Source organism: Marmoricola sp. RAF53, from assembly GCF_052114005.1.
GTDB lineage: Bacteria > Actinomycetota > Actinomycetes > Propionibacteriales > Nocardioidaceae > Marmoricola.
In genome coordinates, this window is sequence record NZ_JBFRDX010000004.1 from 74,186 (window position 1) to 92,233 (window position 18,048).

Genomic DNA, 18,048 nt, shown 5'->3' on the forward strand with positions numbered 1-18,048 from the left:
GGCCCGCTGGAATTGCGCCGACCCGGCGCTGGAATGGCGCCGGGTCGGCTCAGGTTCCGATCAAGCGCTCAGATGAGGCCCAGCTCCGTGACCGCGGCGCGCTCGTCGGCGAGCTCGGCGGTGGAGGCGTCGATCCGGGCGCGGGAGAAGTCGTCGATCTCCAGGCCCTGGACGATCTCCCAGTCGCCCCCGGAGGTGGTGACCGGGAACGAGGAGACCAGGCCCTCGGGGACGCCGTACGAGCCGTCGGAGACGACCGCCATCGAGACCCAGTCGCCGGCCGGCGTGCCGTTCAGCCAGTCGCGGGCGGCGTCGCAGGTCGCCGAGGCAGCCGAGGCGGCCGAGGAGGCGCCGCGGGCGTCGATGATCGCCGCGCCGCGCTTGGCGACGGTCGGGATGAAGGTGTCCTGCAGCCAGGCCTGGTCGCCCACGACCTCGGCGGCGTTCTTGCCGCCGATCTCGGCGTGGAAGATGTCCGGGTACTGGGTGGCCGAGTGGTTGCCCCAGATCGTCATCTTCTTGATGTCGGTGACCGCGGCGCCGGTCTTGGCGGCGAGCTGCGAGATAGCCCGGTTGTGGTCCAGGCGGGTCAGCGCGGAGAAACGCTCGGCCGGGATGTCCGGAGCGTTCTTGAGGGCGATCAGCGCGTTGGTGTTGGCCGGGTTGCCGGTCACGCCGATGCGGACGTCGTCGGCGGCGACGCTGTTGAGCGCCTTGCCCTGCGCGGTGAAGATCGCGCCGTTGGCCGACAGCAGGTCGCCCCGCTCCATGCCCGGGCCGCGCGGGCGCGCGCCGACGAGCAGGGCCAGGTTGACGCCGTCGAAGATCTTCTCGGCGTCGGAGCCGATCTCGATCCCGGCGAGGTTCGGGAACGCGCAGTCGTCGAGCTCCATGACGACGCCCTCGAGCGCCTTCAGGGCCGGCTCGATCTCGAGCAGGCGGAGCTCGACCGGGCGGTCGCCGGCGATCGCGCCGCTGGCGATCCGGAAGAGCAGGCTGTAGCCGATCTGGCCGGCAGCGCCGGTCACGGCCACCTTGAGCGGTGCAGTCACGTCAAACTCCAGGAGAGAGGTCGGATACGACGAACCGACGCTAGCAGCGGGCTGCCAGCGCCGGTTCGCGCGGGTACTCGGATGAGATGGGAGGACTAGCTCAGGTCGAACCGGTCCGCGTCCATCACCTTGGTCCAGGCGGCGACGAAGTCGTGCACGAACTTTTCCGCGGCGTCGTCGCTGGCGTAGACCTCGGCGACCGCGCGCAGCACCGAGTTCGACCCGAGGACCAGGTCGACCGCGGTCGCGGTGCGGCCGTCGGCGTTCTCGTAGACGTGCTCGGTCGTCGAGACCTTCCAGCCGCCGACGGTGTCGAGCAGGCTGGTGAAGAAGTCCGTCGACAGGGTGCCCGGGCGGTCGGTGAAGACGCCGAGGCCGTCCTTGCTGACGCCGAGGGCGCGCAGGCCGCCGACGAGCACGGTCAGCTCGGGCGCGTTCAGGCCGAGCAGGTACGCACGCTCGACGAGCAGCTTCTCCGGCTGGCCCTTCTCCCCGGCCCGCAGGTAGTTGCGGAAGCCGTCCGCCCGCGGCTCGAGCACCGCGAAGGAGTCGACGTCGGTCTGCTCCTGGGTGGCGTCGGTCCGGCCCGGGTGGAACGGCGCGGTCACCGGGAAGCCCGCGTCCGCGGCGGCCTTCTCGACCGCGGCCGTGCCGGCGAGCACGATCAGGTCGGCCAGCGAGACGGTCGCTCCGCCGGCGGCGTTGAACTCGGCCTGGATCTTCTCCAGCTCCGCGATCACCGGCGCGGTGCCCGCGTTGACCTCCCAGTCCTTCTGCGGCGCCAGCCGGAGGCGGGCGCCGTTGGCGCCACCGCGCTTGTCGGTGCGGCGGAAGGTCGAGGCCGAGGCCCAGGCGGTGGAGACCAGGTCGGCGACCGAGAGGCCGGACTCCAGTACCTTCGCCTTGAGCGCGGCGACGTCGGCGTCACCGATCGGGGTGCCGGTCGCGGCCGGGACCGGGTCCTGCCAGAGCTGGGGCTCGGCGACCCAGGGGCCGAGGTAGCGCGAGACCGGGCCCATGTCGCGGTGCAGCAGCTTGTACCAGGCCTTGGCGAAGGCGACGGCGAACTCGTCGGGGTTCTCCAGGAACCGCCGCGAGATCTTCTCGTACGCCGGGTCCATCCGCAGCGCGAGATCGCTGGTCAGCATCGTCGGCAGCTTGTTCGGGCCGCCGTGCGCGTCCGGGATGATCGGCTCGGCGTCCTTCGCCACCCACTGCTTGGCGCCGGCCGGGCTCTCCGAGAGCTCCCACTCGTAGCCGAAGAGGATCTCGAAGAAGCGGTTGCTCCACTGGGTCGGCTTGTCGGTCCAGGTGACCTCGAGGCCGCTGGTGATCGCGTCGCCGCCCTTGCCGGACTTGTAGGTGCTCTTCCAGCCGAAGCCCTGCTCCTCGATCGCGGCCGCCTCGGGCTCCGCGCCGACGTTCTCGGCCGGGCCGGCGCCGTGCGCCTTGCCGAAGGTGTGGCCGCCGGCGATCAGCGCGACGGTCTCCTCGTCGTTCATGGCCATCCGGGCGAAGGTCTCCCGGATGTCGCGCGCGGACGCGAGCGGGTCGGGCTTGCCGTTCGGGCCCTCGGGGTTGACGTAGATGAGGCCCATCTGGACCGCGCCGAGCGGCTTGCTCAGCTCGCGGTCACCGCTGTAGCGCTCGTCACCGAGCCACTCGGCCTCCATGCCGAAGTCGACCTCCTCCGGCTCCCAGACGTCCTGGCGTCCGAAGCCGAAGCCGAAGGTCTCGAAGCCCATCGACTCCAGGGCCACGTTGCCGGCGAGCACCAGCAGGTCGGCCCACGAGACGGACTGGCCGTACTTCTTCTTGACCGGCCAGAGCAGCCGGCGGGCCTTGTCCAGGTTGCCGTTGTCCGGCCAGCTGTTCAGCGGCGCGAACCGCTGGTTGCCGTCGCCGGCGCCACCGCGGCCGTCCTCGATCCGGTAGGTGCCGGCCGCGTGCCAGGAGAGCCGGATCATCAGGCCGCCGTAGTGGCCGAAGTCGGCGGGCCACCAGTCCTGGGAGGTGGTGAGGACCTCGGTGATGTCGCGCTTGAGCGCGTCGACGTCGACGCCGGCGAAGGCGGCGGCGTAGTCGAAGTCCGCGGCCAGCGGGTTGCCGGCGGGGGAGTGCGGGTGCAGCACGGTCAGGTCCAGGGCGTTCGGCCACCAGTCCTTGTTCGTGCGCGGCGCGGTTCCCGAAGCGGTCGGGGCACCGAGCACCGGGTTCTCGCTTTCAGACATGGAGCAACCTTTCAGAGGGGTTTTTCAGCGGGCGTTGCTGCTGGAGGTGGTGCAGGCGGGGCAGGTGCCCCAGTAGACGACCTCGGCCTCGTCGATCGAGAAGCCGTGGTCGTCGGCGGCGGTCAGGCACGGGGCCTCGCCGACGGCGCAGTCGACGTCGGCGATGGTGCCGCAGGAGCGGCAGATCAGGTGGTGGTGGTTGTCGCCGGTGCGGGACTCGTAGCGGGCGACGGAGCCGGCCGGCTGGATCCGGCGGAGGAGCCCGGCGCCGGTCAGCGTGTGCAGCGAGTCGTAGACGGTCTGGTGGGAGACGTCCGGGAGGGCCCGGCGGACGGCGTCGATGAGCGCGTCGGTGCTCGCGTGCGGATGGGCGTGCACGGCGTCGAGAACGGCCAGCCGGGGCCGGGTGACGCGCAGGTCCGCGCTGCGGAGCAGCAGCGGGAAGTCCACCGACGAGGTCACGCTCCCGACCCTAGGTGCGCTTTCTGGAATCAGTCAAGAAAAGACGGAGGCCGGGCGTGTCGGCCCCGCCGGGGACGCCGAAGGCCCCCGACGTGGATCGCCGGGGGCCTTCGGGTCGGGGTCGGTGCGGGTCAGCCGGCGTCCGCCACGGCGAAGTCGCCGGACGCGGCCGGGTCGTCGAACAGCGCCTTGTAGGTGATGCCGGCGAGCAGGCCGCCGGCCAGCGGGGCCAGGATGAACAGCCAGAGCTGGGCGATCGCGTCGGAGCCGGCGAAGATGCCGACCCCGATCGACCGCGCCGGGTTCACCGACGTGTTGGTCACCGGGATCGAGATCAGGTGGATCAGGGTCAGCGTCAGGCCGATCGTCAGCGGCGCGAAGCCCTTCGGGGCCCGGACGTCGGTCACGCCGAGGATCACCCACAGGAAGACGGCGGTGAGGAGCACCTCGATGATCAGGCAGGCCAGCAGCGAGTAGCCCTCGGGCGAGCGGTCGCCGTACCCGTTGGAGGCGAAGCCGGACTCCTTGGCGCTGAAGCCGTCGAGGCCGTTGGCGACCACCAGCAGCACGGCGCCGGCGACGATGCCGCCGATCAGCTGGGCGGCGAAGTAGACCGGGGTGTCCTTCCAGGCGATCCGGCCCGAGACGGCGGCCCCGGCGGTGACCGCCGGGTTGAAGTGTCCGCCGGAGATGTGGCCGACGGCGTACGCCATCGCCACGACGGTCAGGCCGAAGGCCAGCGCGACGCCCTGCCAGCCCACCCCCTTTCCGGCGAGGACGGCGGTGCCGCAACCTCCGAAGACGAGGACGAAGGTGCCGAGGAATTCTGCGGCGGCCTTCTTGGACATGGTCGGTTCCATGGGTGCACCTTTCGTCGGTGACGGGTCGCCGGGACCACCTGCCGGCGGCCGACTCCCGCCGGAGCCCCGGCTTTTCGGACGCTACGCCCAGAACCGCCTCTGTTGTGTGACCTCGGCCCGACTGCGAGGGTGGTGTCGCGGCTCACCGCCACGTGAGATATCTTGACGTCAAGAGATTCCGACCCGATCGCCTCCTAGGAGGAGCTTTCCCGATGGCCAGCATCATCTACACCCACACCGACGAAGCGCCCCTGCTGGCGACGTACTCGTTCCTCCCGATCATCTCCGCGTACGCCGCGAAGGCAGGCGTCGACGTCGAGACCCGCGACATCTCGGTCGCCGCCCGGATCCTCGCGCAGTTCGGCCTGGCCGACGACGCGCTGGCCGAGCTCGGGGCGCTCGCGAAGACGCCCGAGGCGAACATCATCAAGCTGCCGAACATCTCGGCCTCGATCCCGCAGCTGAAGGCCGCGGTCGCCGAGCTGCAGGCGCAGGGCTTCGCCGTCCCGGACTACCCGGACAACCCGCAGACCGACGCCGAGCGCGAGGCGCGCGCCAAGTACGACAAGGTCAAGGGCAGCGCGGTCAACCCGGTGCTGCGCGAGGGCAACTCCGACCGCCGCGCCCCCGCCTCGGTCAAGAACTACGCCAAGACCCACCCGCACTCGATGGGCGCCTGGAGCAGTGACTCCAAGACCAACGTCGCGACCATGGGCCAGCACGACTTCAAGTCCAACGAGAAGTCCGTCGTCCTCGCCGGCGACGACACCCTGTCGATCGTGCTCGAGGCCACCGACGGCACCCGGACCGTCCTCAAGGAGGGCGTGAAGGTCCTCGAGGGTGAGGTCGTCGACGCCTCGGTGATGCAGGTCGCGCACCTGCGCGCGTTCCTGGTCAACGCGATCGCGAAGGCCAAGGCCGAGGGCGTGCTGTTCTCCGCGCACCTCAAGGCCACGATGATGAAGGTCTCGGACCCGATCATCTTCGGCCACGTCGTGAAGGCCTTCTTCGCCGACGTCTTCGAGAAGTACGGCGCCGACCTGGCCGCCGCCGGCCTGTCCGCGAACGACGGCCTCGGCGCGATCTTCGCCGGGCTCGACGCCCTGCCGAACGGCGCGGAGATCAAGGCGGCCTTCGACGAAGCGATCGAGGCCGGCCCGCGCCTGGCGATGGTCGACTCGGACAAGGGCATCACCAACCTGCACGTCCCCAGCGACGTCATCATCGACGCCTCGATGCCGGCGATGATCCGCACCTCCGGTCACATGTGGGGCCCCGACGGCGCCGAGGCCGACACCCTCGCGGTGATCCCGGACAGCAGCTACGCCGGCGTCTACCAGGCCGTGATCGACGACTGCCGCAAGCACGGCGCCTTCGACCCGACCACGATGGGCTCGGTCCCGAACGTCGGCCTGATGGCCCAGGCGGCCGAGGAGTACGGCTCGCACGACAAGACCTTCGAGATCCCGGCCGACGGCACCGTCCGCGTGCTCGACTCCGCCGGCGACACGCTCCTGGAGCACGACGTCGAGGCCGGCGACATCTGGCGTGCGTGCCAGACCAAGGACGCCCCGATCCGCGACTGGGTGAAGCTCGCCGTCACCCGCGCCCGCGCGTCCGGCTCGCCGGCGATCTTCTGGCTCGACGAGAGCCGGGCCCACGACGCCAACCTGATCGCCAAGGTCAACGCGTACCTGCCCGACCACGACACCACCGGCCTCGAGATCCAGATCCTGTCCCCGGAGCTGGCCACCGCGTTCTCCCTGGAGCGGATCCGCCGCGGCGAGGACACCATCTCGGTGACCGGCAACGTGCTGCGCGACTACAACACCGACCTGTTCCCGATCCTCGAGCTCGGCACCTCGGCGAAGATGCTCTCCGTCGTCCCGCTGATGAACGGCGGCGGACTCTTCGAGACCGGCGCCGGCGGCTCCGCCCCGAAGCACGTGCAGCAGCTGGTCAAGGAGAACTACCTGCGCTGGGACAGCCTCGGCGAGTTCTTCGCCCTGGCCGCGAGCTTCGAGCACCTGGCCACCACCACCGGCAACAAGGCGGCCCAGGAGCTGGCCGACACCCTCGACCGCGCCACGGGCACTTTCCTGAACGAGAACCGCTCGCCGGGTCGCCGTCTCGGCACGATCGACAACCGCGGCAGCCACTTCTACCTGGCGCTCTACTGGGCCCAGGAGCTGGCCAAGTCCGACGACGCCGACCTCGCCGCCGCCTTCGGCGCGCTGGCCGGGTCGCTGGCCGCGAACGAGCAGAAGATCGTCGACGAGCTGCTCGCCGTCCAGGGATCGCCGGCCGACATCGGCGGCTACTACCGCCCGGACGACACCAAGGCGTCGGCCGTGATGCGCCCGTCGGCCACGCTCAACGAGGCCCTCGCCGCACTCTGATCGCCCGAGGAGGCGCCCTGGGGTTTTCCCCAGGGCGCCTTTTCGTCCTGGAGGCAGCGCTGGATCAGCGCTACCGTACATGCATGGCGACGGTGCAGATCAGGAACCTCGACGACGACGCGTACGCCGTGCTGAAGAGGCGCGCGGCGGCGTCCGGTCGCTCGCTCCAGGAGTACTTGCGGCTCAGACTGGAGGCGGATGCCGCGGCACCCAGCAACGAGGAGGTCGTCGCCAAGCTGCGCGCGGACATCGGCTGGACCACCGGGATCTCCGCGGACACGGTCGTCGAGCTCCAGCGCGCGGATCGGGACAGCCGTTGATCGTCCTGGACAACTCGGCCGCGGTCTCCTGGCTGGTGGGCGGTGATGCGCGGAGCGAGGCGGTGGCCGGCCGCGTGCGCGACCAGCGGCTCGTGGCGCCCGAGCTCATCGACCTCGAGGCAGCCTCCGCGCTCCGCCGGTTGGTCGCGGCCGGCACGCTCAGCGTCGGCGAGGGGGCGCGAGCACTGCAGTCGTTCGGATCGCTCGGCATCACCCGGATGCCGCACGTCCCGCTGCTGCCCCGGATCTGGGAGCTCCGCGACAACCTCACGCCGTACGACGCCGCGTACGTAGCCTTGGCCGAGGGCCTCGGAGTCAGCCTGCTCACGCTCGACGCCCGTCTCGCGCGCGCCCCCGGGATCCGCTGCGCGGTCGAGCTGATCAGCTGAGGCGCAGGTCCTCGGCCAGCAGGTCGAAGATCACCACGTCGTGGCGGCCGTCGCGGCAGATCGTGCCGGCGCGCTCGACGCCGACCTCGCGGAAGCCGTTGACCTCGGCGACCCGGATCGAGGCGGTGTTGTCCACCGCGGAGACGAGCCGGACCTTGTCCAGGCCGAGCCCGCCGTCCTCGACGTCGACGAAGGCGTGCCGCACGGCCAGCCGCACCGCTTCGCTCATCACCCCGCGGCCGCGCGCGTCCGGGTGCGCCCAGTAGCCGACCTCGGCGCCGGCGTGGCTGCCGATGTTCATCAGGGAGACCGTGCCGAGCAGCTCGTCGGTGCCCGGGTCGGCGATGATCCAGTACACGCCCAGCGCGCGGGCCATCTGGTCGGTGCGGTTCAGCAGGTGCTGGCGGGCGTGATCCTCGGTGTACGGGGCCGGCAGCGCGCCCAGCCAGTACGCCGACCGTTCGTCCCGGCACGCCTCGACGACCCGGGGGACGTCCTCGTCCCGGTGCAGCCGCAGCGCGACGCCGTCGCCGTGGATCCGCGGGGCCTCCAGCCACGGGTGCCGCGGCTGCCGCAGGTCGTCGCGGCCGAGCGTGCCCACCCAGCCGTCGACCAGCCCGTCGCGCTCGTCGAGCCACCGGCGCACGGTGCCGTCGCAGGAGAAGCCGACCTTCCAGGCGATCTTCCGGGAAGCCCAGTTGCCCTCCTCGGCCCACCAGACCACCGTCTCCAGGCCCCGGCCGCCCTCGGCGGGGGACCGGAAGCCCCAGGCGAGCAGGAGCCGGAGCGCCCGCTCGACGTGGCCGGTGCCGCGAGCCCACGGGTGGGCGCCGTACGCGATCTCGGCGCGGCCGGCTCCCGCGTCGCGGAGGCTGACCGTGCCGGCGAAGCGGGCGGACCCGGCGGGATCGACCGCCTCCACCGCGAACCCCCACTCCTGGTCGGCGGCCCAGCCGCCGGGCATCACCTCGCGGACGAACCGCTTCGCGTCGTCGCGGGAGTAGGGGACCGGGACCCGGGTCCAGCGGACGCTGGCCGGGTCCAGGCTCTGCTCCAGGACGGCGTCGACGTCCTCCTCGCGGTGCGCGCGCAGCGTCACCACACCGTCGCTGAGGGTCGGGACGCTGGCCGGGGTCACGATCCGCACCCTGACACGCTCGCCCCCGCGGCTGCCAGCAGTTTGCGGGCTGGAAGAATGGCCCGCATGTCCTCCGCCCCCGCGTCCGCCCCCGCACGCCCGCGCGTCCTGTCGGGCATCCAGCCGACCGCGGACTCGTTCCACTTCGGCAACTACCTGGGGGCGTTGCGGCAGTGGGTGGCGCTGCAGGACGACTTCGAGCCGTTCTTCTTCATCGCCGACCTGCACGCGATCACCGTCGAGCACGACCCGAAGAAGCTCGCCGACCGGACCCGGGTCGCCGCGGCCCAGCTGGTCGCGATGGGCATCGACCCGGAGCGCGCGGCGATCTTCGCGCAGTCGCACGTGCCCGAGCACGCGCAGCTGGCCTGGGTGCTCAACAGCCTGGCCAGCGTCGGCGAGGCCCGCCGGATGACGCAGTTCAAGGACAAGTCGGCCAAGGGTGGCGAGGGCGCCGCGTCGGTCGGGCTGTTCACCTACCCGATCCTGCAGGCCGCGGACATCCTGCTCTACCGGCCGCAGTACGTGCCGGTCGGGGAGGACCAGCGTCAGCACCTCGAGCTGACCCGCGACCTCGCGCAGCGGTTCAACCACCGCTACAAGAAGACGTTCCGGCTGCCGGAGCCGTACATCCTCAAGGAGACGGCGAAGATCCTCGACCTCCAGCAGCCGACCAAGAAGATGTCGAAGTCGGCCTCGGCGCCCACCGGCATCATCGACCTGCTCGACGACCCCAAGGCCTCGGCGAAGAAGATCCGCTCGGCGGTCACCGACTCCGACACCGTGGTCGCCTTCGACGAGGAGAAGAAGCCGGGCGTCTCGAACCTGCTGACCATCTACTCGGCGCTCACCGGCCGGACGATCGACGACCTGGTGGCGGCGTACGACGGCAAGCAGTACGGCGACCTCAAGGGCGACCTCGCCGAGGTGGTCGTCGAGTTCGTGACCCCGTTCCGGGACCGGGCCAACGAGCTGCTCTCCGACCACGCCGAGCTGGACGCGATCCTGCGCCGGGGCGCCGAGCGGGCCCGCGAGGTCGCCTCGCGCACGCTGGCCGACGTCTACGACCGCGTCGGCTTCCTGCCGGCGTAGGCGCGGAAGGACAGGCCTCGTGCTCACCATCGGCGTCTCGATCGCCGTCCCGGACCCGGAAGGCACCAGCCTCCAGGAGTACCGGGTCGCGCTCGGCGACGAGAGCGCGCGGCACATCCCGACGCACATCACCCTGGTGCCCCCGACCGAGGTGGCCGACGACGACCTGGACGCGGTCGTCGCGCACCTCGAGGCGGCCGCCCGCGGGCACGTGCCCTTCCGGGTGAGCCTGCGCGGGACGGGCACGTTCCGCCCGGTCTCGCCGGTGGTGTTCATCGGCGTCGTGGAGGGCATCTCCGGGTGCGAGCTGCTGGCCGGCTCGGTCTGCAGCGGGCCGCTGGCCGCCGAGGTGGAGTTCCCGTACCACCCGCACGTGACGGTGGCCCACCACCTGTCGGAGGAGAAGCTGGACGAGGCCTTCGAGGAGCTCTCCGGCTACCGGACCCACTTCCAGGTCAGCGAGTTCTGGCTCTACGTGCACGACGAGGACCACGGCTGGCAGCCGCGACGGTCCTTCCCGCTCGGCTGAGAGCCTCTTCCGGGGGTTTTCAGCTGAGGGGCGGGTACGAGGGAGGAACCCGCCCCCCAGCTGGCTCAGGGGCCGCTGCGCGGCTCGGTGGCGGCGCCGTCTAGTGATAGGGCGTGAACAGGTTCACGCCGTACACGTACCGGCTCGGCCGGGCGCCGGGACGCTTGATGTTGGAGACCACGACCCGGAAGTTGCCGGACTTCGGGACGCCGGCGCCGAGCTGGAAGACCAGGGTCGGCTGGGCGTACCCGTTGTGGACGCCGTACTTCGTGGCCGGGACCCGGGCGCCGTTGCGGTAGACCGCGACCCGGGCGCGCCGGAAGTCGACGTTGCCCAGCCCGGCGCTGAGCGACCAGCGGCCGGCGGGTTCGAGGGTGGTGGGGAAGTAGCCCGCGGTCGGCCACGAGACGTAGCGCGGGTTCGGCCGGTTGCGGCTGGTCGGCCCGATCACGGTGAGGGCGTTCGCGGTGCTGGTGCTGCCGCTGCCCATGACGGTGGAGAACGGGTTGAGGATCCAGCGGCGGTGGCCGACGGCGGTGTTGGACCCGCCGCGGTCGTCCATGTACATCCCGATGATCTGGCCGGAACGCAGCTCGGGCCAGGCCAGGGCCAGGTTCGACCGGCTGGCGGCGGTGGCGCCGACCGAGGACCAGCAGCGCCAGCCGCGGCCCGGGTTGTGGTCGAGGCGGTCGTTGGCGTCCATCATCAGCGCGGCCCGCTGGGCGCCGGCGTTGAGGCCGGGGGAGAAGACGACCGGTGCCAGGCCGGCCAGCGAGCGCACGTAGTTGAGCGCGCTCAGCGTGGCGGCGTTGCTGCCGGCGCTGGACAGGCCGGGGAGGCAGCCGAGGATGCTGCCGCCCAGCCAGTCGATCGGGAGGGAGTACTTCGGCGCGTACCCGGCCCAGTACGCCGCGTTCACCGCCGCCATGCTGCGGGTGTTCACGGCCCCCTGCCAGCGCTGCGTCACCCGGGTGCCGGCAGCAGGGCCGGCCTCGCGCGCACTCGCCGGCGCCGACGGGACGACCGCGCACAGCAGAGCCGTCGCGACGACAGCCGCGACGGCGGTCAGGCCGGTGAACTTCCTGTTCGCGGCCGGGAACGTCCTGTTCTCCCACATGGGGAGAACCGTACGCCCTAAATGTCCGTTTTGACCACTATGTGTTTATTGAGAGGTCTGACCCGGTATCGACGGGCTCAGTGACCGTGCTTCATCGCCGTGCGCAGGTCGCGGTTGAGCTGCGAGATGACGTCGAGCGGGATCTCCTTGGGGCACGCGGCGGTGCACTCGCCGATGTTCGTGCAGCCGCCGAAGCCCTCGTGGTCGTGCTGGGCGACCATGTTCACCACGCGCGAGTCGCGCTCCGGCTGGCCCTGCGGGAGCTCGCCGAGGTGGGTGATCTTGGCGCCCATGAACAGCGACGCGGAGCCGTTCGGGCAGGCCGCGACGCAGGCGCCGCAGCCGATGCAGGTGGCCACGTTGAACGCGCGCATCGCGTCGTCGCGGGGGACCGGCACCGAGTGCGCCTCCGGCGCGGAGCCGGTGTTCACCGAGATGTACCCGCCGGCCTGGATGATCCGGTCGAACGCGGAGCGGTCGACGCAGAGGTCCTTGAGCACCGGGAAGGCGTCCGCACGCCACGGCTCGATGGTGATCGTGTCGCCGTCCTTGAAGGACCGCATGTGCAGCTGGCAGGTGGTGGTGACCTCGGGGCCGTGCGGCTCGCCGTTGATCATCAGGCTGCACATGCCGCAGATGCCCTCGCGACAGTCGGAGTCGAACGCGATCGGCTCCTCGTCCTTGGCGTTGAGGTCCTCGTTGAGGACGTCGAGCATCTCCAGGAAGGACATGTCCGGGGAGACGTCGTCGAGCTGGTAGGTGTGCATCCCGCCCTTGTCGGACGCATCGGTCTGACGCCAGATGTTCAGGGTGATTTTCACTTGTAGCTCCGCTGCTTCATCTCGATGGCCGTGTAGACCAGGTCTTCCTTGTGCAGGACCGGCGTGGTCATGTTGCCCGCCTCGTCGCCGGTGAACTCCCAGGCGGCGACGTACGCGAACTGGTCGTCGTGACGCAGCGCCTCGCCCTCCTCGGTCTGGGACTCCGCGCGGAAGTGGCCGCCGCAGGACTCGCGGCGGTTCAGCGCGTCGATGCACATCAGCTCGCCGAGCTCGAAGAAGTCGGCCACCCGGCCGGCCCGCTCCAGGCTCTGGTTGAGGCTGTCGGCGGTGCCGAGCACCTTCACGTTCCGGTAGAAGTCGTCCTTCAGGGTGCGGATCAGGTCGATCGCCTTCTTCAGGCCGTCCTCGGTCCGCTCCATGCCGCAGTACTCCCACATGATGTTGCCGAGCTCGCGGTGGTACGAGTCGACGCTGCGGGTGCCGTTGACGGTGAGGAAGTGCTCGATCCGGTCGGTGACCGCCTTGCGGGCCTCGACCACGGCCGGGTGGTCCTCGGAGACCGGCTCGAACGGGCCGTCGGCGAGGTAGTCCCGGATGGTGTGCGGCAGCACGAAGTAGCCGTCCGCCAGACCCTGCATCAGCGCCGAGGCGCCGAGCCGGTTGGCGCCGTGGTCGGAGAAGTTCGCCTCACCGGTGACGAACAGGCCGGTGATGGTCGACTGCAGGTCGTAGTCGACCCAGAGGCCGCCCATGACGTAGTGCACGGCGGGGTAGATGCGCATCGGCACCTCGTACGGGTTCTCGCCCGTGATCCGCTCGTACATGTCGAGGAGGTTGTCGTACTTCTCCTCGACGCCCTCCTTGCCCAGACGCTTGATGGCGTCGGCGAAGTCCAGGTAGACACCGCGGCGGACACCGTCGACCTCGGGACCGACGCCGCGGCCCTCGTCGCACATGTACTTCGCGGCGCGCGAGGCGATGTCGCGGGGGACCAGGTTGCCGAAGGACGGGTAGATCCGCTCCAGGAAGTAGTCGCGGTCCTCCTCGGCGATCGTGCGCGGGTCCTTGTCGCAGTCGGCCTTGTTCTTCGGCACCCAGATCCGGCCGTCGTTGCGCAGCGACTCCGACATCAGGGTCAGCTTGGACTGGTGCGAACCGGTGACCGGGATGCAGGTCGGGTGGATCTGCGTGTAGCAGGGGTTGGCCATGTAGGCGCCCTTGCGGTGCGCACGCCACGCGGCGGTGACGTTGCAGCCCATCGCGTTGGTCGACAGGAAGAAGACGTTGCCGTAGCCGCCCGAGGCGAGCACCACGACGTCGGCCAGGTGGGTCTGGATCTCGCCGGTGACCATGTCCCGGACGATGATGCCGCGGGCCTTCTCGTCGACCACGATCAGCTCGAGCATCTCGTGCCGGGTGTAGGTGGTCACGGTGCCGGCGGCGACCTGGCGCTCCAGCGCCTGGTAGGCGCCGATCAGCAGCTGCTGGCCGGTCTGGCCGCGCGCGTAGAAGGTCCGGGAGACCTGGACGCCACCGAAGGAGCGGTTGTCGAGCAGGCCGCCGTACTCGCGGGCGAACGGGACGCCCTGCGCGACGCACTGGTCGATGATGTTCACCGACACCTCGGCGAGGCGGTAGACGTTCGACTCGCGCGAGCGGTAGTCGCCGCCCTTGACGGTGTCGTAGAAGAGACGGTGCGCGGAGTCGCCGTCCTCCTTGTAGTTCTTGGCGGCGTTGATGCCGCCCTGCGCGGCGATCGAGTGCGCCCGCCGCGGGGAGTCCTGGTAGCAGAAGGACTTCACGTTGTAGCCGGCCTCGCCCATCGTGGCGGCGGCCGAGGCGCCGGCGAGGCCGGTGCCGACGATGATCACGTTCAGCTTGCGCCGGTTGGCCGGGTTGACCAGGCGGGCCTCGAACTTGCGGGTCTGCCAGCGGTCCGCGATCGGGCCGCCCGGTGCCTTGGTGTCGACCAGCGGGGAGCCGGGCGTGTAGTAGCCGGCGGCGTCGTCGCTCTCCGGGTGTCCGGGGGCGTCGTGCGAGGGGTCGGACGTCAGCGTGGTGTCCGGCATGTCGGTCATGTGCGGGTGCCTTTACTTCTCGATGATGCCGAGCAGGACGGAGATCGGGACGAGCGAGAATCCGCCCGCGACGACCACCGCGATCACGAACGCGGTCCGCTTGGCCAGCTTCCGGGTGCGCTCGCTGCCGGTCAGGCCGAGCGTCTGGGTGGCGCTCCACACGCCGTGGTGCAGGTGCGCGCCGAGCATCGCCATCGCGACGAGGTAGATCAGCGTGATCCACCAGACGTCGAAGGAGTCGACGAGGAGGTTGTACGGGTCGTTGGTCGCGCCGCCGCTGGGGTTCACCTTGCCGACGGTGAAGTTGAGCAGGTGCCAGATCAGGAACAGCAGGATCGTCACGCCGCCCCAGCGCATCAGCCGGCTCGCGAAGATCGCGCCGGTGTGCTTCTTGACGACGTACTTGACCGTGCGGGCGTTCCGCGCCCGGCGCCACAGGGTGGCGGCGCAGTAGACGTGCACGACCAGCGACAGCAGCAGGACCACGCGGATGATCCACAGCGCGCCGTTCTCCGGGAGGATCGGCACGCCGATGGTCCGCAGGTGGTGCGCGTACTCGTTGAACGCGTCGTGGCCGGCGAAGGCCTTGAGGTTCCCGTACATGTGCATCAGCACGAACCCGACGAAGACGATGCCGCTGGCGGCCATCAGGATCTTGAGGAAAACCGTGCTCTGCGTCGCTCGGGCGCCCTTGACCAGGGTCGGCCCAGAATTCTGGATTGCCACGGTGGCACCGTACCGCTCGCCGTTGTGCGCTACTCACGGGTATCAGGTGATCAATCCCACGCCTCGGATTCCGGGGAACCTTTGCGGACGTCCGCTCGTCGCGCCCTCTTCCCTGTCGGCACCTTTCCGGCCATAGTCGTCTCCGACGTGACCGCGGCCACACGGGCCGATCACCTCGGAGGTGGGAATGGCGTCGACTAAGGCACCCGCGAGCAGTGGGGGAGTCAACGGCCCCGGACGGGCCGCGATCGGCGTCAGGACACTCCGGGAGGACCGGTGGTGGCTCACGCCGCTGACGACGTTCGTGGTCTTCTCGGCGTTCATCGTCTACGCCACCTGGCGGGCGTTCGCGAACGCCGACTACTACGCCGAGCCGTACCTCTCGCCGTTCTACTCGCCCTGCCTCGGTGACTGCGTCAAGGGCTCCTCGGACTTCGGGCAGCCCCTCGACTGGTTCCCGCTCTCCGCGGCGCTGATCATCCTGATCTTCCCGCTGGGCTTCCGGCTCACCTGCTACTACTACCGGAAGGCCTACTACCGGTCGTTCTGGCTCTCGCCGCCCGCCTGCGCCGTCGCCGAGCCGCACACGAAGTACACCGGCGAGACCCGGCTGCCGCTGATCCTCAACAACATCCACCGCTACTTCTGGTACGCCGCGATCGCTGTCGGCCTGATCCTCACCTGGGACACGCTGCTGACCTTCCAGGACGTCAACGGCGGCCGCGTCGGCCTCGGGTCGCTGATCTTCGTGGTCAACGTGACCTTCATCTGGCTCTACACCCTCTCCTGCCACTCCTGCCGGCACGCCGTCGGCGGGCGGCTGCGGCACTTCTCGGAGCACCCGGTCCGCTACCGGCTCTGGACCTGGGTGTCGCGCATCAACGTCCACCACGCCAAGTTCGCCTGGTACTCGCTGTTCTCGGTCGCGTTCGCCGACCTCTACGTGATGCTCCTGGCCAACGGCACGATCACCGAGACGAGGTTCTTCTGATGACGGCCGCGACGAACCCGGGAGCCGAGGAGCGCCACCCGATGACCGGCAACGCCCTGTCCGGGGACGCGGTCGGCGGGATGGAGCGGCACTCCTACGACGTGGTCGTCATCGGTGCCGGCGGGGCGGGGCTGCGGGCCGCGATCGCCGCCCACGAGGCCGGGGCCCGGACCGCGATCGTCTGCAAGTCGCTGCTCGGCAAGGCGCACACCGTGATGGCGGAGGGCGGCATCGCCGCCGCGATGGGCAACCGCTGGCCGGAGGACAACTGGGAGGTGCACTTCCGGGACACCATGCGCGGCGGCAAGATGCTGAACAACTGGCGGATGGCGCAGCTGCACGCCCAGGAGGCGCCGGAGCGGGTGATGGAGCTCGAGGACTGGGGTGCGCTCTTCGACCGCACCGACGACGGCCTGATCAGCCAGCGCGACTTCGGGGGCCACAAGTACGCCCGGCTCGCCCACGTCGGCGACCGGACCGGCCTGGAGATGATCCGCACGCTCCAGCAGCGCGCGGTCGCCCTCGGTATCGACGTGTTCATGGAGCTGACCGTCACCGACCTGTTCAAGGACCCGTCCTCGGGGGCGATCTCCGGCGCGTTCGGCTACTGGCGCGAGTCCGGCCGCTTCGTCGTCTTCGAGGCGCCCGCGGTGATCCTGGCGACCGGCGGCATCGGGAAGTCGTTCAAGGTCACCTCGAACTCGTGGGAGTACACCGGCGACGGGCACGCGCTCGCGATGCGCGCCGGCGCCTCGCTGATCAACATGGAGTTCATCCAGTTCCACCCGACCGGGATGGTCTGGCCGCCCTCGGTCAAGGGCCTGCTGGTCACCGAGTCGGTCCGCGGCGACGGCGGCATCCTGAAGAACTCCGAGGGCAAGCGGTTCATGTTCGACTACATCCCGGAGTTCTTCCGGGCCGAGACCGCGGACACGGTCGAGGAGGCGGACGCCTGGTACGAGGACAAGAAGAACAACCGCCGCCCGCCCGAGCTGCTGCCGCGCGACGAGGTCGCCCGCGCGATCAACTCCGAGATCAAGGCCGGCCGGGGGTCACCGCACGGCGGCATCTTCCTGGACATCGCCTCGCGGCGCACGCCGGAGTTCATCCGGAAGCGGCTCCCGTCGATGTACCACCAGTTCAAGGAGCTGGCCGACGTCGACATCACCGCCGAGCCCATGGAGATCGGCCCGACCTGCCACTACGTGATGGGCGGCGTCGAGGTCGACGCCGACTCCCAGGAGAGCGCGGTCACCGGCCTGTACGCCGTGGGGGAGTGCTCCGGCGGGATGCACGGCTCGAACCGGCTCGGCGGCAACTCGCTGGGCGACCTGCTGGTCTTCGGCAAGCGGGCCGGCGAGTACGCCACCACGTACGCCGCCTCGCTGGGCGGCGACCGGCCGCGGGTCGCGGAGGAGGACGTGAAGGCCGCCGAGCGCAGCGCCCTGGCGCCGTTCGAGGTGGAGGGCGGCGAGAACCCGTACACGATCCAGAGCGACCTGCAGCAGTCGATGAACGATCTGGTCGGGATCATCCGCACGGCCCCCGAGCTCGAGGCGTCGCTCACCGAGATCGAGGGTTTCAAGGAGCGCGCCAAGAAGATGGCCGTCGAGGGGCACCGGCAGTACAACCCCGGCTGGCACCTCGCCATCGACCTGCGCAACATGCTGATCGTCAGCGAGTGCATCGCCAAGGCGGCGCTCGCCCGCCAGGAGTCCCGCGGCGGCCACACCCGCGACGACTTCCCGGGCCCCGACCCGGAGTGGGGCACGAAGAACCTGGTCGTCAACCTCGACGCCGCGGGCACCGGCGTCGACCTGCACGAGAAACCGCTCCCGGTGATGCCGGACGAGCTCAAGAAGTACTTCGGGTGAGGAGCTGA

General features: G+C 70.3%; 16 protein-coding genes. 7 read left to right on the forward strand and 9 right to left on the reverse strand.

Annotated elements, in window-relative coordinates; translation table 11 throughout:
* Nucleotides 1-68: 68 nt before the first annotated feature.
* The 4 genes from AB4Y76_RS04540 to aqpZ form a co-directional block, all read right to left on the reverse strand.
* Complete coding sequence (locus AB4Y76_RS04540) at nucleotides 69-1,052, reverse strand: malate dehydrogenase (protein WP_441922576.1); 984 nt, start codon at nucleotides 1,050-1,052, stop codon at nucleotides 69-71.
* A gap of 95 nt (nucleotides 1,053-1,147) precedes the next feature.
* Entirely contained in the window at nucleotides 1,148-3,283 is a 2,136-nt protein-coding gene (gene katG / locus AB4Y76_RS04545) for a catalase/peroxidase HPI (protein WP_441922578.1), read from the reverse strand.
* Nucleotides 3,284-3,307: 24 nt separating this feature from the next.
* On the reverse strand, nucleotides 3,308-3,745 hold the full coding sequence (locus tag AB4Y76_RS04550) for a Fur family transcriptional regulator (RefSeq protein ID WP_441922580.1): 438 nt from the start codon (nucleotides 3,743-3,745) through the stop codon (nucleotides 3,308-3,310).
* A gap of 131 nt (nucleotides 3,746-3,876) precedes the next feature.
* On the reverse strand, nucleotides 3,877-4,605 hold the full coding sequence (gene aqpZ / locus AB4Y76_RS04555; protein ID WP_441922582.1) for an aquaporin Z: 729 nt from the start codon (nucleotides 4,603-4,605) through the stop codon (nucleotides 3,877-3,879).
* 212 nt (nucleotides 4,606-4,817) lie between these two features.
* On the opposite strand from aqpZ, the gene AB4Y76_RS04560 reads away from it, so the two are divergent.
* The 3 genes from AB4Y76_RS04560 to AB4Y76_RS04570 all read left to right on the forward strand — a co-directional run bounded on the left by AB4Y76_RS04560 (nucleotide 4,818) and on the right by AB4Y76_RS04570 (nucleotide 7,713).
* Nucleotides 4,818-7,004, forward strand: coding sequence for an NADP-dependent isocitrate dehydrogenase (locus tag AB4Y76_RS04560; RefSeq protein ID WP_441922584.1), 2,187 nt, complete (start codon nucleotides 4,818-4,820; stop codon nucleotides 7,002-7,004).
* 83 nt (nucleotides 7,005-7,087) lie between these two features.
* Nucleotides 7,088-7,324: a FitA-like ribbon-helix-helix domain-containing protein gene (locus tag AB4Y76_RS04565; protein WP_441922586.1), complete on the forward strand. Its 237-nt coding sequence runs from the start codon at nucleotides 7,088-7,090 to the stop codon at nucleotides 7,322-7,324.
* Nucleotides 7,321-7,713 (forward strand): type II toxin-antitoxin system VapC family toxin, encoded by a 393-nt coding sequence (locus tag AB4Y76_RS04570; RefSeq protein ID WP_441922588.1) that lies wholly within the window; start codon nucleotides 7,321-7,323, stop codon nucleotides 7,711-7,713. Before AB4Y76_RS04565 ends, AB4Y76_RS04570 begins: the two co-directional genes overlap by 4 nt.
* Here the strand turns inward: AB4Y76_RS04570 and AB4Y76_RS04575 are convergent.
* Nucleotides 7,706-8,851 (reverse strand): GNAT family N-acetyltransferase, encoded by a 1,146-nt coding sequence (locus tag AB4Y76_RS04575; RefSeq protein ID WP_441922590.1) that lies wholly within the window; start codon nucleotides 8,849-8,851, stop codon nucleotides 7,706-7,708. The genes AB4Y76_RS04570 and AB4Y76_RS04575 overlap by 8 nt on opposite strands.
* 57 nt (nucleotides 8,852-8,908) lie before the next feature.
* Here AB4Y76_RS04575 and trpS point away from each other — a divergent pair, with 57 nt between their 5' ends.
* Both trpS and AB4Y76_RS04585 read left to right on the forward strand, forming a co-directional pair.
* Nucleotides 8,909-9,943 carry a tryptophan--tRNA ligase gene (gene trpS / locus AB4Y76_RS04580; RefSeq protein ID WP_441922592.1) on the forward strand — a complete coding sequence of 345 codons (1,035 nt, stop codon included), beginning with the start codon at nucleotides 8,909-8,911 and terminating at the stop codon, nucleotides 9,941-9,943.
* Between the two features lie 19 nt (nucleotides 9,944-9,962).
* Complete coding sequence (locus AB4Y76_RS04585; RefSeq protein ID WP_441922594.1) at nucleotides 9,963-10,472, forward strand: 2'-5' RNA ligase family protein; 510 nt, start codon at nucleotides 9,963-9,965, stop codon at nucleotides 10,470-10,472.
* Nucleotides 10,473-10,572: 100 nt separating this feature from the next.
* Here the strand turns inward: AB4Y76_RS04585 and AB4Y76_RS04590 are convergent, their stop codons facing one another.
* The 4 genes from AB4Y76_RS04590 to AB4Y76_RS04605 all read right to left on the reverse strand — a co-directional run bounded on the left by AB4Y76_RS04590 (nucleotide 10,573) and on the right by AB4Y76_RS04605 (nucleotide 15,175).
* Nucleotides 10,573-11,589 (reverse strand): CAP domain-containing protein, encoded by a 1,017-nt coding sequence (locus AB4Y76_RS04590; protein ID WP_441922596.1) that lies wholly within the window; start codon nucleotides 11,587-11,589, stop codon nucleotides 10,573-10,575.
* 77 nt (nucleotides 11,590-11,666) lie between these two features.
* Nucleotides 11,667-12,410 (reverse strand): succinate dehydrogenase/fumarate reductase iron-sulfur subunit, encoded by a 744-nt coding sequence (locus AB4Y76_RS04595; RefSeq protein ID WP_441922598.1) that lies wholly within the window; start codon nucleotides 12,408-12,410, stop codon nucleotides 11,667-11,669.
* Nucleotides 12,407-14,440: a fumarate reductase/succinate dehydrogenase flavoprotein subunit gene (locus AB4Y76_RS04600; RefSeq protein ID WP_441922894.1), complete on the reverse strand. Its 2,034-nt coding sequence runs from the start codon at nucleotides 14,438-14,440 to the stop codon at nucleotides 12,407-12,409. Before AB4Y76_RS04600 ends, AB4Y76_RS04595 begins: the two co-directional genes overlap by 4 nt.
* Before the next feature lie 21 nt (nucleotides 14,441-14,461).
* Nucleotides 14,462-15,175: a succinate dehydrogenase cytochrome b subunit gene (locus tag AB4Y76_RS04605; protein ID WP_441922600.1), complete on the reverse strand. Its 714-nt coding sequence runs from the start codon at nucleotides 15,173-15,175 to the stop codon at nucleotides 14,462-14,464.
* A 187-nt stretch (nucleotides 15,176-15,362) separates the two neighbouring features.
* Here AB4Y76_RS04605 and AB4Y76_RS04610 point away from each other — a divergent pair, with 187 nt between their 5' ends.
* Together AB4Y76_RS04610 and AB4Y76_RS04615 are read left to right on the forward strand one after the other, a co-directional pair.
* Nucleotides 15,363-16,166: a hypothetical protein gene (locus AB4Y76_RS04610; protein ID WP_441922602.1), complete on the forward strand. Its 804-nt coding sequence runs from the start codon at nucleotides 15,363-15,365 to the stop codon at nucleotides 16,164-16,166.
* Complete coding sequence (locus tag AB4Y76_RS04615) at nucleotides 16,166-18,040, forward strand: fumarate reductase/succinate dehydrogenase flavoprotein subunit (protein WP_441922604.1); 1,875 nt, start codon at nucleotides 16,166-16,168, stop codon at nucleotides 18,038-18,040. Before AB4Y76_RS04610 ends, AB4Y76_RS04615 begins: the two co-directional genes overlap by 1 nt.
* Nucleotides 18,041-18,048: the final 8 nt, after the last annotated feature.